The sequence below is a fragment of the Pseudomonas sp. AC532 genome (assembly GCF_979258965.1).
This window is the reverse complement of record NZ_OZ409888.1, coordinates 2,774,491-2,800,373: the sequence shown is the minus strand read 5'-3', so window position 1 is coordinate 2,800,373 and position 25,883 is coordinate 2,774,491. Positions and strand designations below refer to the sequence as shown.

The 25,883-nt window shown below is 65.0% G+C and carries 28 protein-coding genes; 11 read left to right on the top strand and 17 right to left on the bottom strand.

What is annotated here, in order from left to right:
* Positions 1–53 precede the first annotated feature (53 nt).
* Positions 54–974, top strand: a complete 921-nt coding sequence (locus tag ACZ0AV_RS13220; RefSeq protein WP_499151446.1) for an SdiA-regulated domain-containing protein — start codon at positions 54–56, stop codon at positions 972–974.
* 130 nt (positions 975–1,104) lie between these two features.
* The gene (locus tag ACZ0AV_RS13215) at positions 1,105–2,019 is read left to right on the top strand and encodes an SdiA-regulated domain-containing protein (RefSeq protein WP_499151445.1); all 915 of its coding nucleotides are present in this window, start codon (positions 1,105–1,107) and stop codon (positions 2,017–2,019) included.
* A gap of 36 nt (positions 2,020–2,055) precedes the next feature.
* Here ACZ0AV_RS13215 and rpiA read toward each other — a convergent pair whose 3' ends face one another.
* Positions 2,056–2,727, bottom strand: coding sequence for a ribose-5-phosphate isomerase RpiA (rpiA, locus tag ACZ0AV_RS13210; RefSeq protein WP_499151444.1), 672 nt, complete (start codon positions 2,725–2,727; stop codon positions 2,056–2,058).
* 131 nt (positions 2,728–2,858) lie between these two features.
* Here rpiA and ilvA point away from each other — a divergent pair, with 131 nt between their 5' ends.
* Positions 2,859–4,373, top strand: coding sequence for a threonine ammonia-lyase, biosynthetic (ilvA, locus tag ACZ0AV_RS13205; RefSeq protein ID WP_499151443.1), 1,515 nt, complete (start codon positions 2,859–2,861; stop codon positions 4,371–4,373).
* Positions 4,374–4,511: 138 nt separating this feature from the next.
* On the top strand, positions 4,512–4,952 hold the full coding sequence (locus tag ACZ0AV_RS13200) for a DUF2269 family protein (RefSeq protein WP_499151442.1): 441 nt from the start codon (positions 4,512–4,514) through the stop codon (positions 4,950–4,952).
* A gap of 64 nt (positions 4,953–5,016) precedes the next feature.
* Here the strand turns inward: ACZ0AV_RS13200 and ACZ0AV_RS13195 are convergent, their stop codons facing one another.
* Genes ACZ0AV_RS13195 through ACZ0AV_RS13180 form a run of 4 tightly spaced genes read right to left on the bottom strand, consistent with a single transcriptional unit; the run spans position 5,017 to position 9,660 of the window.
* Positions 5,017–5,490: a response regulator gene (locus tag ACZ0AV_RS13195; protein WP_499151441.1), complete on the bottom strand. Its 474-nt coding sequence runs from the start codon at positions 5,488–5,490 to the stop codon at positions 5,017–5,019.
* Positions 5,487–7,811, bottom strand: a complete 2,325-nt coding sequence (locus ACZ0AV_RS13190) for an ATP-binding protein (protein WP_499151440.1) — start codon at positions 7,809–7,811, stop codon at positions 5,487–5,489. Before ACZ0AV_RS13190 ends, ACZ0AV_RS13195 begins: the two co-directional genes overlap by 4 nt.
* Entirely contained in the window at positions 7,808–8,488 is a 681-nt protein-coding gene (locus ACZ0AV_RS13185; protein WP_499151439.1) for a response regulator, read from the bottom strand. Before ACZ0AV_RS13185 ends, ACZ0AV_RS13190 begins: the two co-directional genes overlap by 4 nt.
* Positions 8,485–9,660 carry a sensor histidine kinase gene (locus tag ACZ0AV_RS13180; protein WP_499151438.1) on the bottom strand — a complete coding sequence of 392 codons (1,176 nt, stop codon included), beginning with the start codon at positions 9,658–9,660 and terminating at the stop codon, positions 8,485–8,487. The genes ACZ0AV_RS13185 and ACZ0AV_RS13180 overlap by 4 nt, the downstream gene beginning before the upstream one ends.
* Before the next feature lie 172 nt (positions 9,661–9,832).
* Between ACZ0AV_RS13180 and ACZ0AV_RS13175 the strand changes: the two genes are divergently transcribed.
* The gene (locus tag ACZ0AV_RS13175) at positions 9,833–10,357 is read left to right on the top strand and encodes an SgcJ/EcaC family oxidoreductase (protein ID WP_499151437.1); all 525 of its coding nucleotides are present in this window, start codon (positions 9,833–9,835) and stop codon (positions 10,355–10,357) included.
* Positions 10,358–10,539: 182 nt separating this feature from the next.
* On the opposite strand, the gene ACZ0AV_RS13170 is transcribed toward ACZ0AV_RS13175, so the two are convergent.
* Positions 10,540–11,193 carry a histidinol-phosphatase gene (locus tag ACZ0AV_RS13170; protein ID WP_499151436.1) on the bottom strand — a complete coding sequence of 218 codons (654 nt, stop codon included), beginning with the start codon at positions 11,191–11,193 and terminating at the stop codon, positions 10,540–10,542.
* Positions 11,194–11,371: 178 nt separating this feature from the next.
* Between ACZ0AV_RS13170 and ACZ0AV_RS13165 the strand changes: the two genes are divergently transcribed.
* Positions 11,372–11,851, top strand: a complete 480-nt coding sequence (locus tag ACZ0AV_RS13165) for an RNA pyrophosphohydrolase (RefSeq protein ID WP_013793353.1) — start codon at positions 11,372–11,374, stop codon at positions 11,849–11,851.
* Positions 11,852–11,863: 12 nt separating this feature from the next.
* Positions 11,864–14,143: a phosphoenolpyruvate--protein phosphotransferase gene (ptsP, locus tag ACZ0AV_RS13160; RefSeq protein ID WP_499151435.1), complete on the top strand. Its 2,280-nt coding sequence runs from the start codon at positions 11,864–11,866 to the stop codon at positions 14,141–14,143.
* A 59-nt stretch (positions 14,144–14,202) separates the two neighbouring features.
* Here ptsP and ACZ0AV_RS13155 read toward each other — a convergent pair whose 3' ends face one another.
* Both ACZ0AV_RS13155 and ACZ0AV_RS13150 read right to left on the bottom strand, forming a co-directional pair.
* Entirely contained in the window at positions 14,203–15,015 is an 813-nt protein-coding gene (locus tag ACZ0AV_RS13155; RefSeq protein WP_499151434.1) for an NRDE family protein, read from the bottom strand.
* A 2-nt stretch (positions 15,016–15,017) separates the two neighbouring features.
* Positions 15,018–15,383, bottom strand: a complete 366-nt coding sequence (locus ACZ0AV_RS13150; protein WP_499151433.1) for a hypothetical protein — start codon at positions 15,381–15,383, stop codon at positions 15,018–15,020.
* 122 nt (positions 15,384–15,505) lie between these two features.
* On the opposite strand from ACZ0AV_RS13150, the gene ACZ0AV_RS13145 reads away from it, so the two are divergent.
* Genes ACZ0AV_RS13145 through ACZ0AV_RS13135 form a run of 3 tightly spaced genes read left to right on the top strand, consistent with a single transcriptional unit; the run spans position 15,506 to position 17,889 of the window.
* The gene (locus ACZ0AV_RS13145) at positions 15,506–16,288 is read left to right on the top strand and encodes a sulfite exporter TauE/SafE family protein (RefSeq protein WP_499151432.1); all 783 of its coding nucleotides are present in this window, start codon (positions 15,506–15,508) and stop codon (positions 16,286–16,288) included.
* Positions 16,289–16,297: 9 nt separating this feature from the next.
* A complete protein-coding gene (gene lgt, locus ACZ0AV_RS13140; RefSeq protein ID WP_499151431.1) occupies positions 16,298–17,098 on the top strand; it encodes a prolipoprotein diacylglyceryl transferase in 801 nt (266 codons plus the stop codon).
* A complete protein-coding gene (locus tag ACZ0AV_RS13135) occupies positions 17,095–17,889 on the top strand; it encodes a thymidylate synthase (RefSeq protein ID WP_499151430.1) in 795 nt (264 codons plus the stop codon). Before lgt ends, ACZ0AV_RS13135 begins: the two co-directional genes overlap by 4 nt.
* A 17-nt stretch (positions 17,890–17,906) precedes the next feature.
* Here the strand turns inward: ACZ0AV_RS13135 and ACZ0AV_RS13130 are convergent, their stop codons facing one another.
* From ACZ0AV_RS13130 to ACZ0AV_RS13110, 5 genes are all read right to left on the bottom strand, one after another.
* On the bottom strand, positions 17,907–18,236 hold the full coding sequence (locus tag ACZ0AV_RS13130) for a hypothetical protein (RefSeq protein ID WP_499151429.1): 330 nt from the start codon (positions 18,234–18,236) through the stop codon (positions 17,907–17,909).
* 123 nt (positions 18,237–18,359) lie between these two features.
* Positions 18,360–18,482: a hypothetical protein gene (locus tag ACZ0AV_RS13125; RefSeq protein ID WP_499151428.1), complete on the bottom strand. Its 123-nt coding sequence runs from the start codon at positions 18,480–18,482 to the stop codon at positions 18,360–18,362.
* A gap of 323 nt (positions 18,483–18,805) precedes the next feature.
* Positions 18,806–19,573 (bottom strand): Fic family protein, encoded by a 768-nt coding sequence (locus tag ACZ0AV_RS13120; protein WP_499151427.1) that lies wholly within the window; start codon positions 19,571–19,573, stop codon positions 18,806–18,808.
* Complete coding sequence (locus tag ACZ0AV_RS13115) at positions 19,455–19,937, bottom strand: Fic/DOC family N-terminal domain-containing protein (RefSeq protein ID WP_499151426.1); 483 nt, start codon at positions 19,935–19,937, stop codon at positions 19,455–19,457. The genes ACZ0AV_RS13120 and ACZ0AV_RS13115 overlap by 119 nt, the downstream gene beginning before the upstream one ends.
* Before the next feature lie 220 nt (positions 19,938–20,157).
* Positions 20,158–21,075, bottom strand: coding sequence for a LysR family transcriptional regulator (locus tag ACZ0AV_RS13110; RefSeq protein WP_499151425.1), 918 nt, complete (start codon positions 21,073–21,075; stop codon positions 20,158–20,160).
* A gap of 91 nt (positions 21,076–21,166) precedes the next feature.
* Between ACZ0AV_RS13110 and ACZ0AV_RS13105 the strand changes: the two genes are divergently transcribed.
* Positions 21,167–22,048, top strand: coding sequence for a DMT family transporter (locus tag ACZ0AV_RS13105; RefSeq protein ID WP_499151424.1), 882 nt, complete (start codon positions 21,167–21,169; stop codon positions 22,046–22,048).
* A 227-nt stretch (positions 22,049–22,275) separates the two neighbouring features.
* Here ACZ0AV_RS13105 and ACZ0AV_RS13100 read toward each other — a convergent pair whose 3' ends face one another.
* From ACZ0AV_RS13100 to ACZ0AV_RS13085, 4 genes are all read right to left on the bottom strand, one after another.
* Entirely contained in the window at positions 22,276–22,593 is a 318-nt protein-coding gene (locus ACZ0AV_RS13100; protein ID WP_499151423.1) for a cupin domain-containing protein, read from the bottom strand.
* Positions 22,594–22,615: 22 nt separating this feature from the next.
* A complete protein-coding gene (locus ACZ0AV_RS13095; protein ID WP_092367363.1) occupies positions 22,616–22,888 on the bottom strand; it encodes a hypothetical protein in 273 nt (90 codons plus the stop codon).
* Positions 22,885–24,270 (bottom strand): GTPase/DUF3482 domain-containing protein, encoded by a 1,386-nt coding sequence (locus ACZ0AV_RS13090; protein WP_499151422.1) that lies wholly within the window; start codon positions 24,268–24,270, stop codon positions 22,885–22,887. The genes ACZ0AV_RS13095 and ACZ0AV_RS13090 overlap by 4 nt, the downstream gene beginning before the upstream one ends.
* 210 nt (positions 24,271–24,480) lie before the next feature.
* Positions 24,481–25,857 (bottom strand): DUF2868 domain-containing protein, encoded by a 1,377-nt coding sequence (locus ACZ0AV_RS13085; RefSeq protein ID WP_499151421.1) that lies wholly within the window; start codon positions 25,855–25,857, stop codon positions 24,481–24,483.
* Positions 25,858–25,883: the final 26 nt, after the last annotated feature.

The window sequence follows — 25,883 nt, the reverse complement described above, 5'->3', positions numbered from 1 at the left end:
CGGGAATCCGGGGGGCGGCGTTGTCGTTTCTGCTGACGGAAATGTGAATCGCCATGCGTCGTCTGATCTCTATCAAAGGCTTGTTCCTGCTGTTGACGTTGGCTCTGCTGGCCGCACTGGCCATTACCGGCCAACAATTTCGGCTGTTCGAAAGGGCCTGGTTCAATGCCAGCCAGCCGGACGAGGCACCCTCCCATTCGCTGTGGTTGAGCGATTATCGGGTAGTGATCGAGGCGCAGCGAATCGAGGGGTTGGAAGACGACGTGTCGGCCCTGACCTACGATCCTGATCGAAAGAGCCTGTTCACGGTGACCAACCAGCACCCCAAGCTGATCGAGCTGTCGCTCGACGGCAAGGTGCTGCGGCAAATCGAACTGGTCGGTTTCGGTGACCCGGAAGCGGTCGAATACGTGGCCCCGGGGCGTTTCGTGATCGCCGATGAGCGGACGCAGCGGCTGGTCAAGGTGCGCGTCGATGACGCTACGGCGTCGATCAATGCCGCCGATGGCCAGCAGATGTCGCTGGGCCTGGAAATGGGCAGCAAGAACAAGGGCTTCGAGGGCCTGGCCTACGACCTCGAGGGGCAGCGCCTGTTCGTGGCCAAGGAGCGCGATCCCATGCGCATCTACGAGGTGCACGGCTTTCCCAATCTTGACCCGCAGACACCCGACCCAGTGCAGATTCGCGACGACCGCAAGCGCGATGACGGTATCTTCGTGCGCGACCTGTCCAGCCTGCATTTCGACAGCCGTACCGGCCACCTGCTGGCGCTCTCCGACGAGTCACGGCTGGTCATCGAGCTGGACCAGAAAGGCCAGCCGATCAGCAGCCTGTCGCTGCTGCAGGGCCAGCAGGGCCTCGGCAAATCGGTACCGCAGGCCGAGGGCATCACCATGGACGAGCAGGGCGTGCTGTACATGACCAGCGAACCCAACCTGTTCTACGTCTTCAGCAAGGACGCCACGCCCAAGTAGCACCAGCGCTTGCGAACTGGTGCGCCGGGCCGAAGGCTGATAGCGTCGACCCTTCTGAAATGGGTCGTCTCGTCTGCGTGGTGCAGAAAAGGCGACCTTGTCGTTCCCGCTGATGGATACGTGAACCGGTATGCGTCGACTGCTTTCCTTCAAGGCACTGTTCGTGCTCCTGCTGCTCATCGCCGCACTGCTGTTAGCCGTCTGGGGCCAGGAACTGCGGCTGTTCGAGCGTGCCTGGTTCAACCTGCGGCAGCCCGTCGATGCTCCGACCAATGCGCTGTGGCTCGATGGCTATGAGGTCACCCGAGACGCGCAGGTGATCGAAGGCCTCGACGATGACGTCTCGGCACTGGCCTACGACCCCCAGCGCAAGAGCCTGTTCACGGTCACCAATCAGAAGCCCCGGCTGATCGAGCTGTCGCTCGAAGGCAAGGTGCTGCGAGAGATCGAACTGGTCGGTTTTGGCGACCCGGAGGCGGTGGAATATGTCGCCCCGGGCGTGCTGGTGATCGCCGATGAGCGCCCGCAGCGCCTGGTCGAGGTGCGTATCGATGACGCCACCACCCGCGTCGACGCGGCCGACGGTCAGCAGCTTTCACTCGGGCTGGAGATGGAGGCCAAGAACAAGGGCTTCGAAGGGCTGGCCTACGACTTGGCCGACAAGCGCCTGTTCGTCGCCAAGGAACGCGATCCGCTGCGCATCTACGAGGTGCAGGGGTTCCCGCATCTCGATCCGCACACCCCGTTGGCGATCCGCATCATCGATGATCGCGAACGCGATGCCGGGCTGTTCGTCCGCGACCTGTCCAGCCTGCAATACATCGCCGGTAGCGGCCACCTGCTGGCGCTATCCGATGACTCGCGCCTGCTGGTGGAACTCGATACCCAGGGCAAGGCGGTCAGCAGCCTGTCGCTGATCGGCGGCCAGCAGGGGCTCAAGGAGTCCGTGCCACAGGCGGAGGGCATCGCGCTGGACGAGCAGGGGGCGATCTACCTGATCAGCGAGCCCAATCTGTTCTACACCTTCCGCAAGAAGGCCGAGTGATCGCGCACCCGGCCTTTGCGGTAGCACCGGTGGTGCCTAGCGCTGCAGCGTCTTCACGCCCTCGGCAGTACCGAGCAACAGCAGGTCGGCCGGGCGGGCGGCGAACAGGCCGTTGGTGACCACGCCGACGATGGCGTTGATGTTCGCTTCCAGCTGCACCGGGTCGGTGATGCTCATGTTGTGCACATCGAGGATCACGTTGCCGTTGTCGGTCAGCACCCCTTCGCGGTAGACCGGGTCGCCGCCCAGCTTGACCAGTTCGCGGGCGACATGGCTGCGCGCCATGGGAATCACTTCCACCGGCAACGGGAAGGCGCCGAGCACCGGCACCAGCTTGCTGCCGTCGGCGATGCAGATGAAAGTACGCGCCACGGCGGCGACGATCTTCTCGCGGGTCAGGGCCGCTCCACCGCCCTTGATCAGGTGCAGGCGCTCGTCGCTCTCGTCGGCGCCGTCGACGTAGAACTCCAGGTCGCTGACGGTATTCAGTTCATAGACCGGGATGCCATGGCCCTTGAGGCGGGCGGCAGTGGCTTCGGAGCTGGCTACGGCGCCATCGAAATGCAGCTTGTGCTTGGCCAGCGCATCGATGAAGCAGTTGGCGGTGGAGCCGGTGCCGACCCCGATGACGCTCTTGGCGTCGAGCTTGGGAAGGATGAAGTCGACGGCGGCCTGGGCCACGGCTTGTTTGAGCTGATCCTGGGTCATGCGGGTTCCACGAGAGAAAGGGAAACGAGGCAGGGATTATAGCGGGCAAAACCCTGGAATTCGTATGGTCGCTCGGCGGAAGGCTGGGGTAGACTCCCGGGTTCCCCGAAAAGCCGCCTGCGATGCCCGCCATGCTCGAACAGTACGTCAAGAAGACCCTGACCTCCCGTGTCTATGACGTTGCCGTGGAAACCCCGCTGCAACCCGCTCGCCAGCTTTCCGAACGCCTGGGCAATCAGATTCTGCTCAAGCGCGAGGATCTGCAGCCGGTCTACTCGTTCAAGATTCGCGGCGCCTACAACAAGCTGGCGCAGCTGAGCCCGGAAGAGCTGGCCCGCGGTGTGGTCACCGCCTCGGCAGGCAACCATGCCCAGGGCCTGGCGCTGGCTGCCAGGCACATGGGGGTGAAGGCGACCATCGTGATGCCGCGCACCACGCCCGAGCTCAAGGTGCAGGGCGTTCGCTCGCGCGGCGGCAAGGTGGTGCTGCACGGCGATGCCTTTCCCGAAGCGCTGGCGCATTCGCTGAAACTGGTGGAAGAACAGGGCCTGGTCTATGTGCACCCCTACGACGACCCCCATGTGATCGCTGGCCAGGGCACCGTGGCAATGGAAATCCTGCGCCAGCATCAGGGCCCGCTGGACGCGATCTTCGTGCCGGTCGGTGGCGGCGGCTTGATCGCCGGTATCGCTGCCTACGTCAAATACCTGCGGCCCGAGACCAAGATCATCGGTGTCGAGCCGGACGATTCCAACTGCCTGCAGCAGGCGCTGGCGGCCGGTGAGCGTGTGGTGCTGCCGCAGGTCGGGCTGTTCGCCGACGGCGTGGCGGTGGCGCAGATCGGCCAGCACACTTTCGAGATATGCAAACTGTGCGTCGATGAGGTGATCACCGTCAGCACCGACGAGATCTGTGCGGCGATCAAGGATATCTACGACGATACCCGCTCGATCACCGAACCCGCCGGCGCGCTGGCCGTGGCGGGGATCAAGAAGTACGTAGAGCGCGAGGGCGTCACAGGTCGGGTGCTGGTAGGCATCGATTCGGGCGCCAACGTCAATTTCGACCGCCTGCGCCATGTGGCCGAGCGCGCAGAACTGGGTGAAAAGCGCGAAGCGATCATCGCCGTCACCATTCCTGAGCAGCCGGGCAGCTTCAAGGCCTTCTGCGAGGCGGTCGGCAAACGCCAGATCACCGAATTCAATTACCGCTATCACCAGGATGGCGAGGCGCACATCTTCGTTGGCGTGCAGACCCACCCCGAGAACGACCCGCGTGCGGCACTGGTGGAAAACCTGCGCGGCCAGGGGTTCCCGGTCATCGACCTGACCGACAACGAACTGGCCAAGCTGCACATTCGCCACACCGTTGGTGGGCATGCCGCGGCAGTGCCGGACGAGTGCGTGTTCCGTTTCGAGTTTCCGGAGCGGCCGGGCGCGCTGTTCAACTTCCTCGACAAGCTGGGCGGGCGCTGGAACATCACCCTGTTTCACTACCGCAACCACGGCGCTGCCGACGGCCGCGTGTTGGCGGCCCTGCAGGTGCCGGAAGACGAGCGTCATCTGCTCGCGCCGGCGCTGGACGCGATCGGCTACCCGTACTGGGACGAAAGCGACAACCCCGCCTACAAGCTGTTCCTGGGGTAGCGAGGCAGCAATACACTCGGGCGCCGCCCTGGGGTATCGCTGCGCTGCACCCAGGTTACAACCACGATCCGTGGCCAGCCTGGCGTTGCGCGCAGCGTCAATCGAGGCCCGGGCCTATAACAACCAAAGGAAACCGTGATGGAACATTACCTGCTGCTGCGCATTCTCCACAGCGTGCCCGGCATCCTGCTGTTGCTTGGCGTGCTGGCCCACGCCTTCATGCTCTGGAAGGCCTGGCGCAGTGGCGACAGCGCCGTGCTGCAACGCAAGCTGCAGCGCACGCGTACCATCAGCCTGCCGGTGTTCGCTCTGCTGGCGCTGAGCCTGCCGGTGACCGGCTGGTGGATGGTCAACCTGGCCGGCTGGCCGCTGAGCCAGACCTGGTTGCTGCTGGGCAGCATCCTGTTCGGCGTGCTGATGGTGGTTGGCTTGCTGCTGCTCGGTCGTCTCGGCACCTGGCAGGCTCAGGCCGGCGGCACGGTGCCGGTCAAGTCGCTGCGTTTCGTGATGATCTATGCCGTGGTGATCGTGGTGTTGCTGGTGGTGATCATGGCGGTAATGGGCGCCAAGCCCGTCTAGGGCCTTTCTGCGACCTGCGCGCCTGCCCTTGGGCCTGATGAGCGCGCCAGATCGGCAGCCCGTGCTAACGGCGCCCCTGGCGCTGCGCCACCAGCGGTTGCAGCAAGGCTTCTAGCTGCGGCTCGCTCAGGGTCGCTCGCAGCGCCTTGTAGAGGGCGCGGGTTTCCAACAGGTTCCACACCCGCAGCATGGTTTCCAGCGCGTCCAGTGGTTTGCTGATGAAGTCCCGGGCACCCAGAGCCAGAGCACGCAGGCGTGTAGCCCGGGTCACGTCGGCGGTCAGCACCAGCAGCGGCACGTAGTCGTTCTGCGGGATGCGCCGGTTGAGTTGCTCCATCAACGCGAAGCCATCGAAGTCAGGCATGTGCAGGTCAAGAATTACCAGGTCCGGTTCGAAGCTGTTGTAGAGCTCCAGGGCACGCAGCGGCTGGGTGCTGCTGAGCACATTGTGCAGACCTTCGCGGGCCAGCAACTGTTCCATCAGGTCCAGGTTGGGACGCTGGTCGTCGATGATCAGGATGCGGTAGTCGTCGCTCATGCGGGCTCCGGCAGGTGCTGGTCGAGAAAGGCCAGGAAGGTCGGTACGTGGATGGGTTTGGTGAGAATCGCCGTGGCGCCAGCCTGTTGCATGGCGCGCCGCGCGGCGGTGCTGGCGTCCGCGGTGATCATCAGTACGGCAATGCCTGCCGTGGCCGGATCGGCGCGCAGCCGTTTGAGCACGTCAATGCCGGTCATGTCTGGCAGGTTGATGTCCAGCAGGATTACCCGTGGCAGATGCTGGCGCGCCAGGTCGAGGCCGAGCTGGCCCTGCATGCTCGACAGCAGCTGCACCCCTTGCCGCCGCTGCAGCAGGGTTTCGATCAGCGCCTGACTGGAGAGGTTGTCTTCGATGCACAGCACGCGGGTCAGGCTGCCAGTTTCCGCCATGCGTACCGGGGCTGGCGCGGGCAGTTGCCGCCAGTGATCGTCGCTTGCCGCGAGTGGTTCGACCTGCGCCGATGGCAGCGTCAGCACGAAGCGGCTGCCCGTGCCCACGACGCTGATTACTTCAAGGGTGCCGTCCATGGCCTGCAGCAGGTTGCGACTCAGCGCCAGGCCCAGGCCGGTGCCTTCGCTGTGCTGGTCGGCGCCCAGGCGCTCGAACGGATGAAACAGGCGCGCCAGATCGTCCGGAGCGATGCCCGCGCCGCTGTCGTTCACGGCCAGTGCCAGGCGCTCGCCCTGCACATCGATATCCAGGTGCACTTCCCCGCCCGGGCGGTTGTATTTGACGGCGTTGGACAGCAAGTTGAGCAGCACCTGGATCAGCCGCTGCCGGTCTGCCATCACCCCGACCAGGGCGTTGCTCGGCGGCAGCGGACGCAGGCGAATACCCGCCTCGTCGGCGAGGGGCGAGATCAGCGTCAGCGCCTCCTGCACCACGCCATGCAGGTCGATGGCTTCCGGGCTCATGGGTAGCCGCCCGGCCTCGATACGGGCGATGTCGAGTACTTCGTTGATCAACGTGAGCAGGTGCTGCCCAGCACGCAGGATGTGGGTGACCTGCGGCCTGGGCGATTCCAGGTCGAGTAACTGCGCGAAGCCCAGGATGGAATTGAGCGGCGTGCGCAGTTCATGGCTCATGCGCGATAGAAACTCGCTCTTCGCCTGGCTGGCGTTCTCCGCTTCCTCGCGGGCATCGCGCAGGGCGATATCGGCGGCGCGGCGGTCGGTGATGTCGCGGGTGACCTTGGAGAAGCCGCGCAGCGTGCCACTGCCGTCGTACTGGGCGGTGATCACCACGCTGGCCCAGAAGCGCGAGCCATCGCGCCGCTGGCGCCATGCCTCTTCTTCGTAGCGGCCCTTGTCGGCGGCCACCTGCAGCGCGTGCAGCGGGTGATGTGGGCGCTGTTCGTCGGGGTAAAACAGGGAAAAGTGGCGGCCGATGATCTCGCTTTCGCTGTAGCCCTTGATGCGCTCGGCGCCGGCGTTCCAGGTGATGACGTGACCGTCGGGGTCGAGGGCGAAGATGCCGTAGTCGCGCACGCCCTCGATGATCAGACGCAGGCGCTCCTCGTTGTCACGCAATGCCCGCTCGCGCTGGGCAAGCAACTGGCTGGCCTCTTCCAGGCTGGCGCCGAGGCGGCCGATTTCGTCACGTTCGTGATGCCGAGGTTGCAGTGGCTTGCCGAGCGCCAGGTGGCGGGCGCTACGCTGCACCCGCTGCACGCGGCTGACGATGCCGCTGGACAGCAGGAGTACCGCGACGATTGCGCCGAACAGGCCACAGCCAGCTGCCAGCAGGGTGGCCAGGAGCATACGTTGGCGGTTGTCCACGGCGTTGGCGGTGCGGTCGGCGAGCAGGGCGTCCTCGCGTACACGCATTGCCCCGATTTCGTCGCGCAGGGTGTCGAGCGTGCGCTTGTTTTCGATCAGTATGGCGATGAGCTGCTCGCCGTTTTCGCCCATGTCGCCGTCGCGCAGTACGTCCAGCCCTTCGAGCTTGGTGGTGATCAGCGGCTTGATGCGCTGCAGGCGCTCACGCACCTCGGTGTCGCGGATGTTGGCGTCCAGGCGTGCCAGGGCCGCCTCGATGCGCGGTTCGATCTGCAGGTAGATCGTCAGGAAGTTCTCGCGACGCGTCAGCAGGTAGCCGCGCACACTGGCGGCGCCTTCGGCCAGCAGGGTCTGCACGGCCTGGATGTCACCCTGTACCTTGAGTACGCGGCGCACGTCCTCCTCGGCCTCGGCGGTTCGCCGCTCGGTGATGTAGATCAGCACCAGCGACAGCAGCAGGATGACCAGGGGCAGCGAGATGCCGACCAGCGCCTTGCCGCGCAGGGGCAGGTCCGCCCAGAAACGGTCGATGCGGCGCATCATGTAGCGGGCCCGAACCAGTCTGCCGCCGGTTGTGCCACCAGGCCCAGGGCAATGCCGCGCACGGCGGCCTGGGTGCGATCAGCCACGCCGAGTTTGGCGATTACCCGCTCGACGTGGGTTTTCACCGTGCCGGCTGCGATGCCGAGCTTCTCGCCGATCTCGCGGTTGCTGAAGCCGCCAGCGACCAGGCCGAGCACCTGGCGCTCGCGGTTGGTGAGTGCATCGGTGGGCGGCGCGCCCGCGTTGCTGCGGTCGGCGATGCGCCGCAGCAAGCGCGCACTGACGGAACTGTTGAGGGCTTCTTCGCCTGCCGCGACGCGGCGCAGGGCGGCGATCACTTCGTCGCGGGTGGCGTCCTTGAGCAGGTAGCCGACGGCACCTGCGGCGATGGCCGCCTCCAGGTGCTCCGGGCTGTCATACATGGTGAACATCACCACTTTCAGGCGCGGCTGGCGCTGCTGCAGCACGCGGGCCGCACCGAGCCCGTTGAGGCCGGGCATACGGATGTCGAGGATGGCGATGTCCGGTTGCAGGCGTTCGCAGAGCTGCAGGGCGTTGTCGCCGTCGGCCGCCTGGCCGACCACCTCGAATTCGCCGCAGCCGGCGAGCATGGCGACAAAGCCGGCACGGGTCACTTCATGGTCGTCTGCCACGACCAGGCGCAGGGGGCTATTCATGGTTGATCCTCATCGCCGTTCGGCACCTGGGCCAGCAAGCGGGTGCCGCGCCCCGGCTCGCTGCTGCAACGCAGGTGCCCGCCGAGCAGGCTGGCGCGCTCGTGCATGGCGGCCAGGCCCAGCCCGCTGTTGCCGGTGGCGGGCAGGTGCGCGCGAGCCTCGAAGCCGCGGCCGTCGTCCTCCACGCGCAGCTCTGCATGGCCTGGCTGGCTGTCCAGGCCCATCCGCACGCTACAGGGCCCGGCGTGTTTGAGAATGTTGTTGATGCCCTCCTGGGCGATACGAAACAGGGTGATTTCGACGTTGGCCGGTAATCGTGCCTGGCTGCGCTGCAACCACTGCACCCGGTAGCCGGCGTCGCGCAGGCGGTCGGCCTCCTTGTCGATCGCATGCAGCAGGCCGAAATCATCCAGCAACTGCGGACGGAGACCGCCGATCGCCTGGCGCCCTTCGCGTACGCAGCGCTGTGCCAGGTCGAGGATGGTGCGCAACTCCTGCTGCTGTGCGTCAGCCAGCGCCGTGCACTGGCTGGCGAAACCCTGGAGGCGCTGATGCAGGCCGGCCAGCGTCTGCGCGAGGCCGTCGTGCAGGTCGTAGGCGACTCGCCGGCGCTCGTCTTCCTGGGCACTGAGCAGGCGGTGCACCAACTCCGACATGGTGCGTTCGCGGGCCAGCAGATCGCCATGCAGGCGCTGGTTGTCGAGGTGCGCGGCGAGCAGGGTGGCGAGCAGTTGCAGGGATTCGAGATCTTCGTCGTCCGGCGGGTTGATCTTCACCGCGCTGGCCAGCAGCACGTTGCCGAACGGCTGGCCCTGGGCCGTTGCCAGGGGCAGGCGGATAACCAGCTGCAGGTCGTTCTTGTCGATGGGCAGACACTGTGCCTGTGCCGAACCGCTGTCGCCGAGCGCCAGCAGCGCCACGCGCTGCTCGTTGGAGTGGGCGCCGTGGCTGGCCAGTACCTGGTCTTCGCCATGCAGTTCGCGAATCACCAGGCCGCTGTCCATGGCGCAGAACGCGCAGGCGCGCTGCAGCATGCGTTCGCCCATTTCGGCGGGCGACAGGGCGCCAAGCTCGCGGCCGGTGTCGACCAGCAGGCTCAGGCGTGCGGCTCTGCTCTCCCATTGCCGGTACTGGCTGCGCAGTGCCAGGGCACTGCCGTTGTCGTTATGCATGGGAACTCTCCAGCGCAGGCGGCGCCGATTGTGGGCGCCATCATCCCATTAAATCGGCTTCTCGCGGTGATCGCCCATACGCCGATCGGCATAGGCCGTTGTCGCCATCCGGCGGATGGCGGCGGCTCTCGGGCAGGGCACAGTAGAGACGTCAACCACACAGGAAATGATCATGAAAATCCATGCACTCGCCGCTGCTCTGCTGCTCGTTGCCAGTACCCCGCTGCTCGCTGCCGTTGAGCAGAAGCCTTACAACTACAGCAGTGTCGCCAAGGCGCCTGCCGATGCCGCCGATCGCGAAGTCGCGGCGCTGTTCGACCAGTGGAATACCGCACTGCAGACTGGCGACGTGTCCAAGGTCGTCAGCCTGTACAGCAAGGATGCGGTGTTGCAGCCGACCGTTTCCAACCACGTGCGTGCCAGCGCTGCGGAAATCACTGACTACTTCGACCACTTCATGGCATTCAAGCCGGTCGGCCACATCAATTACCGGGAGATTCGCCGCCTGGGCCCGACCACCGCACTGGACAGCGGCGTGTACACCTTCCGCCTGACCGATGAAAAGGGCAAGACGCAAGATGTGCAGGCGCGCTACACCTTCCTCTATACCCGTGTCGACGGCCAGTGGAAGATTCTCAACCACCATTCCTCGGCCATGCCGGAAAAGGTCACGACCGAGATGGCCAAGCAGCTGTAAGCGCTAAAGGCAGCGCATCGGCACTGCAGCGTTGAACCAGGGCCCGGGCCGCGCGCGTACACCCGCAAGCGCCCGCGTCCTCGCCTTGTCCTGATCCCGCTCGCGAGCCTTGAACCGGCTCCGGGCAGCTTTCACCCAAAACCGGCGCCCGAGCGCCGGTTTTTTTATGCCTTGAAATAGGCTCAGCGCAGCGACATGACCGGCCAGTTGCGATCCTCGGCCTCGGCCAGCAGCTTGGGATCCGGGTCGACGGCAACCGGATAGCTGACCTGTTCGAGCAGCGGCAGGTCGTTCATCGAGTCGCTGTAGAACGTCGAGCGAGCGAGGTCGAAGCCGTGTTCCTGCATCCAGCGGTTGAGGCGGGTGACCTTGCCCTCCTTGAAGCAGGGCACGTCGGTGGTACGCCCGGTATAGCGTCCGTCGATCATTTCGCACTCGGTGGCCAACAGGGTATCGACGCCCAGGCGCGCGGCGATCGGCGCGGTGACGAAACGGTTGGTGGCGGTGATGATCACCAGCTTGTCGCCGGCCGCGCGGTGTCTGTCTAGCAGTGCCAGGGCGTTGGGCAGGATGATCGGTTCGATGCATTCGGCCATGAACTCGCGGTGCCAGGCATCGAGTTGCGCCATCTCGGTACGGCCGAGGATATCCAGGGTGAAGTTCAGGTAGTCGGTGATGTTCAGGCGCCCGGCCAGGTAGTCCTGGTAGAAGGCATCGTTGCGCGTCTTGTAGGTCGCGCCGTCGAGAATCCCGCGCGCGCACAGCCAGTCGCCCCAGGCGTGGTCGCTGTCGCCGCCGAGCAGGGTGTTGTCGAGATCGAATAAAGCCAAACGCACGGAGCCACCTCATCTATAGCGAGCCATTGAAGGCCCCACAATAGCGGCTTTTGCCCGGCGCAGGAAAACCGCCTGAGGCATTGCAGCGGGGCTGGCATGCCGTCTCGGCGTGGCGCGTTGCCGCTGTCCCGGGCTTTGTGGAACAATGCCGGAACATGCGTTTACGAGGTTGTGCGCCGTGATCGATCCTGATGGTTTTCGCCCCAACGTCGGCATCATTCTGACCAATGATGTCGGCCAGGTGCTCTGGGCGCGTCGAATTAACCAGGATGCCTGGCAGTTCCCCCAAGGCGGCATCAATGACCGTGAGTCGCCTGAAGAAGCGTTGTACCGCGAACTGAACGAAGAAGTGGGCCTTGAAGAGCAGGATGTGAAAATTCTCGCCTGCACCCGGGGCTGGTTGAGGTATCGTCTGCCGCAGCGCCTGGTGCGCACGCACAGCCAACCGCTGTGTATCGGCCAGAAGCAGAAGTGGTTCCTGTTGCGCCTGACCTCCGACGAGCAGCGGGTGCGCATGGATCTGACCGGCAAGCCGGAGTTCGATGGCTGGCGCTGGGTCAGTTACTGGTATCCGTTGGGACAGGTGGTTACATTCAAGCGCGAAGTCTACCGTCGCGCGCTCAAGGAACTCGCACCGCGCCTGCTGGCTCGGGACTAGGCAGGGTCAGGCATGCTCAACACGCTGCGCAAGATCGTCCAGGAAGTCAACGCCGCCAAGGATCTCAAGGCGGCGCTGGGCATCATCGTGCAGCGCGTCAAGGAGACCATGGGCACCCAGGTGTGCTCCGTGTACCTGCTCGACCCGGAGAGCAACCGCTTCGTGCTGATGGCCACCGACGGCCTCAACAAGCGCTCCATCGGCAAGGTCAGCATGGCGCCCAACGAAGGCCTGGTGGGCCTGGTGGGTACCCGCGAAGAGCCGCTGAACCTCGAGAATGCCTCCGAACACCCGCGCTATCGTTATTTCGCTGAAACCGGTGAAGAGCGCTATGCCTCCTTCCTCGGCTCACCGATCATCCACCACCGTCGGGTGATGGGCGTACTGGTGGTGCAGCAGAAGGAGCGCCGCCAGTTCGATGAAGGCGAAGAAGCCTTCCTGGTGACCATGAGCGCGCAGCTCGCCGGGGTTATTGCGCATGCCGAGGCGACCGGTTCGATCCGCGGCCTGGGCAAGCAGGGCAAGGGCATCCAGGAAGCCAAGTTCGTCGGCGTACCAGGTTCGCCCGGCGCTGCCGTGGGTACTGCGGTGGTGGTGCTGCCGCCGGCCGATCTGGACGTGGTGCCCGACCGCGCGGTTACCGATATCGGTGCCGAACTCAAGCTGTTCAACGACGCCCTGGAAGGCGTGCGCGGCGACATGCGCAGCCTCTCCGAACGCATGGCCACCCAGTTGCGTCCGGAAGAGCGGGCATTGTTCGACGTCTACCTGATGATGCTCGAAGACGCCGCGCTCGGTAACGAAGTGGTCAAGATCATCAAGACCGGTCAGTGGGCCCAAGGCGCGCTGCGCCATGTGGTCAGCGAGCACATCAATCGTTTCGAACTGATGGACGACGCCTACCTGCGCGAGCGCGCCTCGGACGTCAGGGACCTCGGCCGCCGGCTGCTCGCTTACCTGCAGCAGGCTCGCCAGCAGGCGCTGGTCTATCCGGACAACTGCATCCTGGTCGCCGAGGAACTGTCGCCGGCGATGCTTGGCGAAGTGCCGGAAGGCAAGCTGGTCGGTTTGGTCTCGGTGCAGGGTTCGGGCAACTCGCATGTGGCGATCTTCGCCCGCGCCATGGGCATCCCCACGGTGATGGGCGCGGTCGAGCTGCCGTATTCGAAGATCGACGGCATTCAGCTGATCGTCGATGGTTACCACGGCGAAGTCTTCACCAACCCCAGCGAGATCCTGCGCAAGCAGTATGCCGATGTAGTCGAGGAAGATCGCCAGCTCACCAAGGGCCTCGACGCCCTGCGCGCCCTGCCTTGCGAGACCCTTGACGGCCACCACATGCCGCTGTGGGTCAATACCGGGCTGCTCGCCGACGTGGTACGGGCGCAGGAGCGGGGCGCCGAAGGTGTTGGCCTGTACCGTACCGAAGTGCCGTTCATGATCAAGGATCGGTTCCCCAGCGAGAAGGAACAGCTGGCGATCTACCGCGAGCAGTTGGCCGCCTTTCATCCGCTGCCGGTAACCATGCGCACCCTGGATGTCGGCGGCGACAAGGCCCTGAGCTATTTTCCGATCAAGGAAGACAACCCTTTCCTCGGCTGGCGCGGCATCCGCGTGACCCTCGACCACCCGGAAATCTTCCTGGTGCAGGTACGCGCCATGCTCAAGGCCAGCGAAGGGCTGAACAACCTGCGCATTCTGCTGCCGATGATCTCCGGGATTCAGGAACTGGAAGAATCGTTGCACCTGATTCATCGCGCCTGGGGCGAGGTGCGCGACGAGGGCACGGACGTGCCGTTGCCGCCGATCGGCGTGATGATCGAGATTCCCGCGGCCGTCTACCAGACCCGCGAACTGGCCCGCCAGGTGGACTTCCTGTCGGTCGGCTCCAATGACCTGACCCAGTACCTGCTGGCGGTCGACCGCAACAACCCGCGCGTCGCCGATCTCTACGACTTCCTTCACCCTGCGGTTCTGCAGGCGCTGACCAAGGTAGTGGAGGACTCCCACGCCGAAGGCAAGCCGGTAAGCATCTGCGGTGAAATGGCCGGTGACCCGACCGCCGCCGTGCTGCTCATGGCAATGGGCTTCGACAGCCTGTCGATGAACGCCACCAACCTGCCAAAGGTGAAGTGGTTGCTGCGCCAGATCAGCATGGGCAAGGCCAAGGACCTGCTCGGCCAGGTGATGCGCATCGACAACCCGCAGGTTATCCACAGCACCCTGCAACTGGCCCTGCGCAACCTCGGCCTGGGCCGTATGATCAATCCGGCGTCGGATATTCAGGCTTGACTGCGGCTGCGTAGCACGCAGCCGCTAACCTGCGGGAGCGCGCCACGCGTGCGACAGCTTCACGGCCATGAGCGAGGCGTTAGCGCCCGCTCCCCAAAAAGCTGCTCAGCCGCCCAACTGCCAGCCTGGACCTCGAATCGCACCTCACCGCTCGGCGTACCCTCAGCCCCGAAACTGCGCTCGATGATGAGCCGCTTGCCATCGGCGTAAGTGAGCAGCAGTGTGCTGGCGCGGGTGCCGTAGGTCGGGCTGACGATGAATACGCCGCCAAGCAGCCGCTCTAGATCCCCGCCTACGCCGGTATCCGGCAGGGCCGCGTCATCGGGTTTCGTGGTGTCGGCGAGGAGGGTGAACAGGGTATTTTCATCGGGCTCGTCCAGTGCGGTGGCAAGCGCTGCCTTGGCTCGCTGCAGCTTTGGCCAGGGGGTATCCAGGTCGGCATTGGAAACGCCGTGAATGCCGGGCGGCAGCGCCTGGGCTTGCCCGGTGTGGGAATTGAAGTGCCACAGCGCCTCGCGGTCGCCGACCAGCAGGTTGAAGCCGCTGTAGTCGTCCGCTTCGCGGCGCAGCGCGTCCAGAAAAGCCCCGGCCCCCTGTTTGCCCTGCAGAAAGCGCAGCGGCAGTTCCCCTCTTGAGCGTGAGCCCTGCTCAGCCCGCGGGTCGCGAATATTGGTGAGGGCAGCAAAGCGTCCATCGGGGCCGATACCCAGCCAGGTGCCGCCAGCCTGCAGGTCGCGCCCGGCGACCAGGCCTGGGGCCTGCGGCCACTCGGCCATGGCGGCGGTCGGCCGGGCATGGAACTCGTCGCGATTGGCCGCCACCAGCAGTGGCAGGTAGTGACCGGGGCGCCAGGCAAGGGCGATCAGACACATGCCTAGCTCAGCCTGCTGCGCACGCCGGCGGCGTCGAGGATTTCGCCGACATGCACGACAACCTTGCGTGCCCCGGCGCCCATGCCGAGCTCCATCAGAATGCGCTGCTCCACCTGAGAAAGGCCGCCTTCCAGCAACTCCAGTGGCTGGATCAACAGCTTGGGTGCGCAATTGAGAAAGCTCAGGCGCTTGGGCATAAGGCTCTGCACGGCCTCCTTGATCATGCGGTCGGCGATGCTGAACTCCGCCACCAGCAAGCGTTGATTGCTGAAGGGCGGATGAGCCTCGAGCACCGCTACGCGAGCGCTTTCCAGGTGGGTGAGGTGCAAATGGTTGCAGGCGATGCGAAGGTAAAAAGTATTGGCCACGGTGCAGCTCGCTTCCTTGGAGAGCCCTCACTCTACGCAAAGCATCCTGTGGCATCCATCGCCAAAAGTAGAGGCTGCGGGCTGCTTCCGCTACCATGCCGCATCGCTTTTCAGAGCACACCATGGTCTTCTTACTGTACATCCTGCTCGGTGCCGCGGCAGGCCTGCTGGCCGGGCTGTTTGGCGTCGGTGGCGGCATGGTCATCGTGCCGGTGCTGATCTTCACCTTCACCGCCCAGGGCTTCGACAGCTCGGTGCTGACCCACATGGCGGTCGGTACCTCGCTGGCCACCATTCTGTTCACCTCGGTCAATGCGGTGCGCGAGCATCATCGCCGTGGTGCAGTGCGCTGGGGGCTGTTCGTCTGGCTGACGGTGGGTATCGTGCTGGGTTCGGTGCTCGGTGCGCTGACCGCCGAGTCCATCGATGGGCAGGTGCTGCAGAAGATCATCGGCGTGTTCGCGCTGTGCGTCGCCCTGCAACTGGCGCTGGATCTCAAGCCCAGGGCCAGCCGTGAAGTGCCCGGCAAGGCTGGCCTGAGCGCGGCGGGTGGGGTGATCGGCTGGGCTTCGGCGATCATCGGCATCGGCGGCGGCTCGCTGACCGTACCGTTCTTGACCTGGCGCGGCGTGTCCGTGCAGCAGGCCGTGGCAACGTCTTCGGCATGCGGCTGGCCCATCGCCGCGGCGGGCGCGCTGAGTTATCTGTGGCTGGGCTGGGGCGACGCGCGTCTGCCTGGCTGGAGCCTGGGTTATGTGTACCTGCCGGCGCTGCTGGGCATCGCCCTGACCAGTGTGTTCTTTGCAAGCACCGGCGCGCGCCTGGCGCACCGCCTGTCACCGCGGGTGCTCAAACGCTTGTTCGCGCTGTTGCTGTTCATCGTTGGCCTGAATTTTCTGTTGTGAGGAATCCTGATGCTGCCTTACCCGAACATTGACCCGGTCGCCCTCGACCTGGGGTTTCTGCAGATCCACTGGTACGGCCTGATGTACCTGGTCGGTATCGGTGGTGCCTGGTTCCTCGCTTCGCGGCGCCTGCACGCCTTCGACCCGACCTGGAGCAAGGAGAAGCTCTCCGACCTGGTGTTCTGGGTGGCGATGGGGGTAATCCTCGGTGGTCGCCTGGGCTACGTGCTGTTCTATGACCTGCCGGCCTATATCGCCAACCCGCTGCTGATCCTTGAAGTGTGGAAGGGTGGCATGTCGTTCCACGGCGGCCTGATCGGCGTGATGCTGGCCACCCTGTGGTTCGCCCGGCGCAACGGCAAGAGCTTCTTCGAACTGATGGATTTCATCGCCCCGCTTGTGCCGATCGGCCTCGGCGCCGGGCGTATCGGCAACTTCATCAATGCCGAACTGTGGGGCAAGGTCACCGACGTGCCTTGGGCCATGGTGTTCCCCACCGGCGGGCCGGAGCCGCGGCACCCGTCGCAGCTGTACCAGTTCGCCCTGGAAGGCGTCGCGCTGTTCGTCATCCTCTGGGTCTATTCGCGCAAACCGCGGCCGACCATGGCGGTCTCGGGTCTGTTCGCGGTGTGCTACGGGATTTTCCGCTTCATCGTCGAACTGGTGCGTGTGCCGGATGCCCAGCTCGGTTACCTGGCCTGGGGCTGGCTGACCATGGGTCAGGTGCTCTGCGTACCGATGGTGCTCGCCGGCCTGGGCGTGATGGTCTACGCCTACAAGCGCCAGCCCGCAGCGGAGGTAGCCCGATGAAACAGTACCTCGACCTGATGCGCCACGTGCGCGAGAACGGCACCTTCAAGCAAGACCGCACCGGCACCGGCACCTACAGCGTGTTCGCCCACCAGATGCGTTTCGACCTGGCCGACGGTTTTCCCCTGGTGACCACCAAGAAATGCCACCTCAAGTCGATCATTCACGAGCTGCTGTGGTTCCTGCAGGGTGACACCAACATCAAATACCTGAAGGACAACGGCGTACGCATCTGGGACGAGTGGGCCGACGAGAACGGCGACCTCGGCCCGGTGTACGGTTACCAGTGGCGCAACTGGCCGGCGCCGAACGGCGAGTCGGTTGACCAGATCAGCAAGCTGATCGAGATGATCAAGAAGAACCCGGACTCGCGCCGCCTGATCGTCTCCGCCTGGAACCCGGCGCTGGTCGAGCAGATGGCCCTGCCGCCGTGCCACGCGCTGTTCCAGTTCTACGTGGCGGACGGCAAGCTCAGCTGCCAGCTCTACCAGCGCTCGGCGGACATTTTCCTGGGTGTGCCCTTCAACATCGCCAGCTATGCGCTGCTGACGTTGATGGTGGCGCAGGTGTGCGGCCTGCAGCCCGGCGAGTTCATCTGGACCGGCGGTGACTGCCACCTGTACGCCAACCACCTGGAACAGGCCGACCTGCAGCTGACCCGCGAGCCGCTGCCGTTGCCAACCATGAAGCTCAACCCCGAGGTGAAGGACCTGTTCGCCTTCAGTTTCGAGGATTTCGAGTTGGTCGGCTACCAAGCGCACCCGCATATCAAGGCGCCGGTCGCGGTCTGACTCGGGAAGTGATGCGCTCACCTCGTTAGCGAAAAACGCTCGGCGATTTCCTCAACGATCTCGCTTGGCCCGCTGAGCTTCCACTCGAACCAGTTGTCCCACTCCAGCCTCAGCTCATCCAGGCCACGGCGCAGCCGGTAACTGTCGTAATCGATGCCCTTGTCGAACGCCAGCGGGCTGTATTGAGCGACCTGCCACCAGCCCTCGGCCTTGAGGCTGTCCAGAACCCGATTACCGACCTCGGTTTCGATGTTCTCCAGGGTAACGTGGTCGGCCGTGCACACCGGCTGACGCTCCAGGCAGCGCCGCTCCAGCCAGTGACGAAGCTTTTTGATCAGCACAGTCATATTGGCAACACACAAAATTGGCCTCGCCAGAACGCGGGTGGGGTGATGTTCGCATCTGCCTCTCGGACTTGCGACTAGCCCTCCGTGGCCACCCAAACGAATTGATGACGAGCGGTTTAGCAGCTACTTACGTAGCGCCCTGTACACGCCATGGCGCAGCACCTCGAGCATGCCTTTGGTATCCAGCTCCTTGCACAGGCTGTCGAGCACCAGCGCCTCCGTGGCGCGTCCCTGAATGGTCTGCAACGTCTACCAGGGTTCACTTGGGTACGCTGGATAAAGTCCAGTGCGCTGGTTGCCTCCTGGGCGCGAGTACGATCAAAACCCTGGCTATGGCCCCGCGTTAAGCCACCCTCATGAAGTAAGGAGTACTCGATAGCGTCTTCCAAAGCGCTTCGCTATGCTTCTTGGCCACGGTCGATCCTTCTGTGAGCTTCAACAGCGCCTTCTTACATAGCGCGATTTATCTGTAATTTTCGCTGGGGAATCTTACATACGAAAACCCATATGTAAATTTGGAGGCTAATTCTTACATATGATTTTCTGTGTGTAAGCCGAACGCAGCTTTTTCAGGCCATGAACAGGTCGAAATACCGTTTGAACAGGTAAAGCCGGTTGCGACCGTAGCCCGTGGTTTCCACCAGAATGTTCAAGCTCTCGAGCTGCTTCACCAGGGCGGTGGCGCTCTGGTGTGTCAACCCGAGTACCTCTGCCGCTTCGCCAATGCTGACCATGGGCCGCTGGTACAGGTGCAGCAGCAGCTTCTTGGCATTTTCCGCACGTTTGCCGAGCATGAATATCTGATGCTCCACCTCCTGGCGCAGTGCCATGATCGCCATGAAGGTGTTCTTGCTGCTGGTCGCCGTTTCCACCACCGCGGTGAGGAAGAAACGCAGCCAGTGCAGCAGGTCGTTGGAGCTGCGCACCACGGTCAGGGCATCGTAGTAGGCACCGCGGTTGCGCTCGAAGAAGTCCGACAGGTACAGCGCCGGTTTGTGCAGCAGGCCCTTGTCCACCAGATACAGGGTGATCAGCAGGCGGCCGATGCGCCCGTTACCATCGAGAAACGGGTGGGTGGTCTCGAACTGGTGATGGCTCAGGGCGATGCGGATAAGGTCGGGTACCTGCACCTGCTCGTTGTGCCAGAACTTCTCCAGGCCGCCCATCAGCTCTGGCACTTCGCCTGGGTGTGGCGGCACGAACACGGCGTTGTTCAGGTTACTGCCGCCGATCCAGTTCTGCGAGGTACGAAATTCCCCCGGCATCTTGTGGTCGCCACGAACGCCCTGCATCAGCACCGCATGGGTCTGCTTGAGCACGCGGATGGACAGTGGCAACTCTTTGAGGTCGTCGACGGCGGTGTTGATTGCCTCGATATAGTTCTGCACCTCCTGCCAGTCGTCGCGTTTCTCCGGCCACCTGCTCCTTGCGCATCAGCGCCTCGTCCATCTGCGTCTGGGTGCCCTCGATACGGCTGGAGGTATTGGCCTCCTTGGCGATATGCATGCGGATGAACAGGTCTACGTCCGGCACCATCAGCGACAGCGCATTCAGCTCCGCCAACGCCCGCGAGGCGCGCTCCAGCAGGGTATTTAGCTGCGGGTCGAGCCACTGCCATTCGCAGTTGATCGGCGTCGGCGAAAAGCTCTTGTACTGGTATTGCTGCAGCCAGTGGCCGGAAGTGAACTGTTCGACTTGCATCAGGCGACGTCCTTGTCCTGCGTAGACTGTCTGGATTAAGGTGCTTGCCAGTCGCGCACATCGATCTGGCCACGCAGCAGGTTGGCGATGTCCCAGATGAAGTCACTGTGTTTCTTGAAAAGATCCTGGTGTTCCACTGCTGATCCTTGAATGACGAGCCGGCTGATTGAAGGCGAGTGATTCTACTGCGCTTTGCCCGTCTGATGTTTTGCGAACCGCCTCAGCGGCCCTTGCCCAGCCCCTCGGCGAGGTGGTCGATCAGCACCCGCAGCTTGGGCGGCAGGTGGCGGGTCGGGTGGTAGAGAATCCACGCCGTGCCTTGGTAGGAGCCCGTGTAGCGCCACTGCGGTAGCACACGCAGCAACTCGCCATTGGCCAGTGACGCCGCGGCCGTGAAGTGTGGCAGGCAGGTGACGCCCAGGTGCTCGAGCGCGGCGTTGAGGCGGACTTCGCTGTGGTTGCTGGCGAAGCGGCCGCATACCGCCACCACGCATTGCTCCGGCCCATTGCTGAAGTGCCAGCGGTGGTCGTCCGCGGTTTCGTCCAGATAGAGGCAGGCGTGGCGCACCAGCTCGCTGGGGTGCTGGGGCATGCCGTGGCGCTGCAGATAGGTGGGGCTCGCACACAGCAGCTGTTGGACGTTGCACAGCGGCCGACCGGCCAGGGTAGGCGGCGGCTGGTCGGTGATGCTCACCAGCAGGTCGAATTGATCGCTGATCAGGTCCGGGCTGCGGTCGCTGAGGTTGAGGCTGATATCCACCTCCGGGTAGCGCTGCAGAAAGTCGTTGATCAGCGGCATGACCAGAAAGCGCCCAAAGGCCTTGGGCACGCTCAGGCGCACCCGGCCGCGCGGTTGGCTCATCAGCCGCTCGCCCACATCGAGGGCGGCCTGCGCGGCGTCGAGCATGTCCTTGCAGCGCTCGAACACTTCGCTGCCAGCCTCGCTCAGGCGCAGGCGGCGGGTGGTGCGCTCCAGCAGGCGTACGCCGAGTGTCTGCTCTAGGTGGGCGATCTGCCGGCTGACCGCCGAGGCGGTGCTGCCTTGCTGGCGCGCCGCGGCCGAAAAGCTGCCGGCCTCGACCACCCGCACGAAGATGGCCAGGTAGGGAAGCAGTTGCGGCGTCAGATTCGTGCGCATGGGGAACAGGTCTTGTTCAGGGCTGGTGGATTATCACGCTGAAGGACGCAATGGACAATGCGCCTCTACTTATTCCCCAGGAAAACAGCCCATGACGACGCTGATAAGCCGCGCCCCTTCACGCCTGCTGCAGGCCAGCGATCTGCTGCTACTGCTTGTGGCGCTGGTGTGGGGCACCAGTTACGGGGTGGCCAAGGAGGCGCTGGTGTTCTACCCGGTGCTTGGCTTCCTGGCGGTGCGTTTCTGCCTGACCTTCGTGATTCTGCTGCCGCAGTTACGCGGCGAGGGGCGCCAGGCCTGGGCGCCGGGCATTCCGCTGGGCGGCGTGATGCTGGCCATCTTCCTGTGCGAAACCTATGGCGTGCTGCATACCTCGGCCAGCAATGCCGCGTTTCTGATCAGCCTGTGCGTGGTCATCACGCCCTTCGTCGAGTGGCTGATGTTCGACCGCCGGCCTGACTCGCGGCTGCTGCCGGCGGTGGCCCTGTCGCTGTTCGGCACCTGGCTGCTCAGCGGTGGCGTCGACCTGCACTTCAACCTCGGTGACGGCCTGATGCTGATGGCAGCGCTGCTGCGCGCGGTGCTGGTCTGCCTGACCGGCAAGCTCACCGCCCACACCCAGGTACCGGCGCTCGCGCTGACCGCGGTGCAGACCGGGGTGATCGGTATTGGCTGCCTGCTGCTCGGCGTGATGGTCCTGCCAGGCGGTTTGCCTGCCCTGCCGACAGAGCCGGCGTTCTGGATCGGCACCTTGTATCTGGTGCTGTTCGCCACGCTGTTCGCGTTCTTCGTGCAGAACTACGCACTGCGCCGCAGCAGTCCGACCCGGGTGTCGCTGCTGATGGGTAGCGAGCCGCTGTTCGGTGCGCTGTTCGCCGTGCTGTGGCTTAGTGAGCAGTTGAGCGTGCAGGCGTGGATCGGTGGCTTGCTGATCGTGGCGGCGACGCTGTGGACGAGCTTGCTCAGGCGTTGAAGGGCATCGTGGCGATGCCATGGTGGAAGGGTGAAGCGTCTTCCACCCTACGGCTAAAGTCGTGCATGTATGTGGGAGCGCGCCATGCCCGCGAATTTTCGCGCGCATGGCGCGCTCCCACGGTTAACTACAATTGCCAGTTTCGTAGCCTGGGTTAGCCGAAGGCGTAACCCGGGACGGTGGCAAGGGTTTTCACAAATCCCGGGTATCGCTGTGCTCAGCCCGGGCTACGGGTTGCTGGGGTGCAAATGAATCGCCAGCCACAGCGCGCCCTCGCTGGTGTGCTCCACGCGGTGTGGTGTGCCAGCGGGCAGAAACAGATGATCGCCGGCGGTGAGCTCGAGCGCTTCGCCAGCTACCGTCATGCGCGCTTCGCCGCGGGCCAGCAGCACCCACTCGTCCTGCTCCTGCAGGTAATCCACCGACTCGATGCGTGACGAGCTGAGGATCCGCTCGATCTGCAGGTTGCGATGGCTGAGCAGGGTGTCGAAGCGCTCGCCCTGGGCGGGCGGCTCGCTGTCGTGGAACAGGTTGGCAACCGACATGTTCGAGGCTCGCAATCAGGTATCAGCGGCGGCCGGGTTTGGGCACGCCGGCGACCAGCAGGTGGTGGTGATCACGGCAGTAGAGCTCTTCGTACCAGCCGTAGTGCGGGTCGTTGCAGTGGCCGTGTTGTACCGACGGCGGCAACTGGCTCAGGTCGCTCTTGAAGTCCTGGCGCAGGGCGGCGAACAGTGAATCCGCCTGCGGCCAGCCGGCGCGATGGGGCGCCTGGCCGAGGCTGTTGCCCAAGCGCAGTTCGCGTTCGAGGATGGCGGCCAGTTCGCTGCACAGGCTCATTTCGCAGTCGGCGCCGGATCGATTTCCCTGGCCAGGCGCTCGACCTGTTCCTGGCGCTCGACCTGATCGAGGCGGGCGCCGGGATTCAGCGACGACCACTCCGGCCGCGCCCGGGCGACACGCAGGGCGCCGGGCAGCTTGCCTTCACGCCACTGGCTGTCCTGCAGGGCATCGAGGCGCACCGCTTCGACCGCTGCGTGGCCGCGCAGATCGAGGGCCTGCAGCAGGTGCTGCTGGCGCAGTGCGAGCAGGCGCAGCACGGCGTCGTCGACGGTCAGCTCACGCTGCCCCTGGAGCTTGCCCTTGAGACGCGCGCCGTAGTTGCGCAGGGTTTGTGCGCCGCCGCCGAGCAGCGCGCCGGCCAGGGCCGCGGTGCCCAGGGTCAGGCCGCCGACCAGCAGGTCGACGCCGGCGCCGGCCGCAGCGCCTGCGGCAGCACCGCCGCCCAGGCGGATGCCCAGTTGCTTGATGGTTTCCGGGTTGAACAGGTCGTCGCCCCAGCGGCCGTCCAGCAAGGGCAGGTCGTCGGCCCGGGCATCTTCACGGCGGAAGGCGTACAGGCGCAGGAGGGCTTCCACGCAGCGTTGTTCCCGCTGGCGAACTTCGTTGCGCAGTTCTCCAATGGCGGCCGTGGCCCGCTCGGCGTCGCCCGCCACGCTGCGCCGGCAGGCAGCGCAATCGATCAGCAATTCGGCGATCAGCCGCTTGGCGCTGCGGTGCCGGGCCACGCGCTGGGCCTCGTGATCATCGATCAGGCGTTGCAACTGCGGGCGCGACTTCTCGTGCATCAGCGCCAGGCTTTCGTAGAGCCGGCGCTCGCCATCGAGCGGCGGCGCCACGCTGTCGAAACGCACCAAGGCATGCAGTCCCAGGCGTGCCAGCGCCTCGCGCCAGTCGTCTTCGCGATGGTTGGCGCTGGCCACGAAATTCAGTACCGGCAGCAGCGGCCGGCCGCACATAGCCAGCACGTTGAGCTCGTCCCGGTACTTGGCCAGCACCGGCTCGCGGGCGTCGATCACGTACAGGCCGGCATCGGAGGCCTGAAGTTGGCGCAGCACCTTGGCTTCCTGTTCGAAACGCTGGCGCGCCTCGCTGCCTTCCATGAAGCGCGCCAGGCGGGCCGGGCCGTCGAGGCGCTCGCCGGGGCGATCTAGCTGGTCGAGATAGTCGAGCAGGGCGATGGCATCTTCCAGTCCCGGCGTGTCATACAGCTCCAGCAGCGCTTCGCCGTCCACCGACAGGCGCGCGCCCTCGACGTGGCGGGTGGTGCTGGGGCGATGCGAGACCTCGCCGAAACCAATGTCGCGGGTCAGGGTACGCAGCAATGAGGTCTTGCCGACGTTGGTGTGGCCGACTACGGCGAGCTTCAGTGCCTTGCTCATGGGCGTCGATCCTGTAGGAGCACCGCTCTCGGGGCGATGCGATGGTAGCCATGCCGCCGCAGTGGCGGTGCGGCCACCATTCGCCGCGAGGGCGCGGCTCCTACACCGACGTAGGGTGGATGACGCTTCACCCATCCACCAGGCTTTACATCTGCAGGGCGGATGAAAAGAGCGTCGGCTACGCGGCCCGATCCCCCCTTACGGTTTTCTTCAATCATGGCCCGTCTCCAGCCAATTCAGGGGCGAGCTGCCGTTGTGTGCCAGTTGCAGTTGATCCAGCGCCTTGTGCCAGTCGCCGAGGCGTTCGCTGTCGAGGGTTTCTCCTGGTGGTGGTTGCAGCAGCCAGACCCGGGTGCTTCCTGCACAGCGGGCCAGCTCGGCGAGCAACGCCAGGCTGCCGCGGTCTGGCGAGCGTCGCGGGTCACAGGCGATGGCCAGGCGAGCGGGCGGGAATCGGGTGAGCTGGTCGAGTAACTGGCGGCGTTGTTCGCGGCTGTCGATGATTCCGGCATCGGCCACCGACTTGGGCAGCACCGGCGGCCAGGGACGACGGTCGTCCAGTTCGATGGCGACCAGCAGTGCACCGCTGCTGGCGTCAACGCCGGCAGCGGATTGCACCTGATAAAGCTGCGCCGGCTCGGCATCGCACACGCCCAGGCGTTCGCTGTTGGGTTGCAGGCGCTCGCGCAGCAGGCCGTAACCGGGCAGGTCGACGTCCAGTTGCAACTGCGCCACGCCGCGCCGCCAGCGCCACAGGCACACCAGCCCCAGCAGCAAGCGTGGCAGCAGGCCGTAAAGCATCACCACGCCGATCAGCCAGCCGGCCCAGGCATGCCGTGCCGATTCCAGCGGCAGCGGGCTGTCGCCGCTGGCGCGCACGGTGGCGGCGTCGGGCACCGGAAAGCCCAGCAGGCCGGGCAGGGCGCCCAGGGCCTGGGTCAGCGCGACGAAGGTGTCGCCGCCCAGCAGGGTGGTTTCCCAGACGAAGCCATAACGGCGGGTGGACAGCAGTGCCAGCAGCATCAGCAGCGCGGTGCTCAGTGCCACCAGCCAGAGCCCATGCACGGCCATGCCCACCAGCCAGCGATTGAGGCGCTGGCGGCGCAGCAGCAGCACCAGGGCGGGGCCGGTGTGCAGCGCGCTGGCGTCACGGGCGAGTTTTTCGCTGAGCCACAGCCAGATGCGCCCGAGCGCCGCGCCATGGCCGCCGCCGAACAGCAGGCCGATCACCCAGCCCAGCAGCATCAGCAGGTGCAGGCCGAGCAGGCTGCCCAGCGCCCAGAACACGTTGACCGGCGTCTGCCCGTCGCCCAGCGCAGCGACTGCCAGGCCGGCGCCGCTGGCCAGGGCCAGCAGGCCGAGCAGCAGCATTGCCAGGCGCGCGCCCTGCAACCAGTGGCGTTGCGCCTGCTGTTGGCCGTCGCGCTCGGCGAGCAGCAGGGCACGGTTTTCGATACGCGTAGCCAGATCGCCGCCGGCCGCCTGGGCGCGGCGGTTGGCTTCACTGTCCTCGAGTAGCCCGGCATGTTCTTCGCGCAGGCGCACGGCCTCGCAGAGCCAGAGGCGTTGCAGCTTGGATAGGGGCACGCGATCTCCCGGTGAGTGACGGTCTC

Coding starts and splice junctions, on each gene's coding strand:
- ACZ0AV_RS13220 (WP_499151446.1), top strand. CDS start 54: ATGCGTCGTCTGATCTCTATCAAAGGCTTGTTCCTGCTGTTGACGTTG.
- ACZ0AV_RS13215 (WP_499151445.1), top strand. CDS start 1,105: ATGCGTCGACTGCTTTCCTTCAAGGCACTGTTCGTGCTCCTGCTGCTC.
- rpiA (WP_499151444.1), bottom strand. CDS start 2,727: ATGACCCAGGATCAGCTCAAACAAGCCGTGGCCCAGGCCGCCGTCGAC.
- ilvA (WP_499151443.1), top strand. CDS start 2,859: ATGCTCGAACAGTACGTCAAGAAGACCCTGACCTCCCGTGTCTATGAC.
- ACZ0AV_RS13200 (WP_499151442.1), top strand. CDS start 4,512: ATGGAACATTACCTGCTGCTGCGCATTCTCCACAGCGTGCCCGGCATC.
- ACZ0AV_RS13195 (WP_499151441.1), bottom strand. CDS start 5,490: ATGAGCGACGACTACCGCATCCTGATCATCGACGACCAGCGTCCCAAC.
- ACZ0AV_RS13190 (WP_499151440.1), bottom strand. CDS start 7,811: ATGATGCGCCGCATCGACCGTTTCTGGGCGGACCTGCCCCTGCGCGGC.
- ACZ0AV_RS13185 (WP_499151439.1), bottom strand. CDS start 8,488: ATGAATAGCCCCCTGCGCCTGGTCGTGGCAGACGACCATGAAGTGACC.
- ACZ0AV_RS13180 (WP_499151438.1), bottom strand. CDS start 9,660: ATGCATAACGACAACGGCAGTGCCCTGGCACTGCGCAGCCAGTACCGG.
- ACZ0AV_RS13175 (WP_499151437.1), top strand. CDS start 9,833: ATGAAAATCCATGCACTCGCCGCTGCTCTGCTGCTCGTTGCCAGTACC.
- ptsP (WP_499151435.1), top strand. CDS start 11,864: ATGCTCAACACGCTGCGCAAGATCGTCCAGGAAGTCAACGCCGCCAAG.
- ACZ0AV_RS13155 (WP_499151434.1), bottom strand. CDS start 15,015: ATGTGTCTGATCGCCCTTGCCTGGCGCCCCGGTCACTACCTGCCACTG.
- ACZ0AV_RS13145 (WP_499151432.1), top strand. CDS start 15,506: ATGGTCTTCTTACTGTACATCCTGCTCGGTGCCGCGGCAGGCCTGCTG.
- lgt (WP_499151431.1), top strand. CDS start 16,298: ATGCTGCCTTACCCGAACATTGACCCGGTCGCCCTCGACCTGGGGTTT.
- ACZ0AV_RS13135 (WP_499151430.1), top strand. CDS start 17,095: ATGAAACAGTACCTCGACCTGATGCGCCACGTGCGCGAGAACGGCACC.
- ACZ0AV_RS13130 (WP_499151429.1), bottom strand. CDS start 18,236: ATGACTGTGCTGATCAAAAAGCTTCGTCACTGGCTGGAGCGGCGCTGC.
- ACZ0AV_RS13115 (WP_499151426.1), bottom strand. CDS start 19,937: ATGCAAGTCGAACAGTTCACTTCCGGCCACTGGCTGCAGCAATACCAG.
- ACZ0AV_RS13110 (WP_499151425.1), bottom strand. CDS start 21,075: ATGCGCACGAATCTGACGCCGCAACTGCTTCCCTACCTGGCCATCTTC.
- ACZ0AV_RS13105 (WP_499151424.1), top strand. CDS start 21,167: ATGACGACGCTGATAAGCCGCGCCCCTTCACGCCTGCTGCAGGCCAGC.
- ACZ0AV_RS13100 (WP_499151423.1), bottom strand. CDS start 22,593: ATGTCGGTTGCCAACCTGTTCCACGACAGCGAGCCGCCCGCCCAGGGC.
- ACZ0AV_RS13095 (WP_092367363.1), bottom strand. CDS start 22,888: ATGAGCCTGTGCAGCGAACTGGCCGCCATCCTCGAACGCGAACTGCGC.
- ACZ0AV_RS13090 (WP_499151422.1), bottom strand. CDS start 24,270: ATGAGCAAGGCACTGAAGCTCGCCGTAGTCGGCCACACCAACGTCGGC.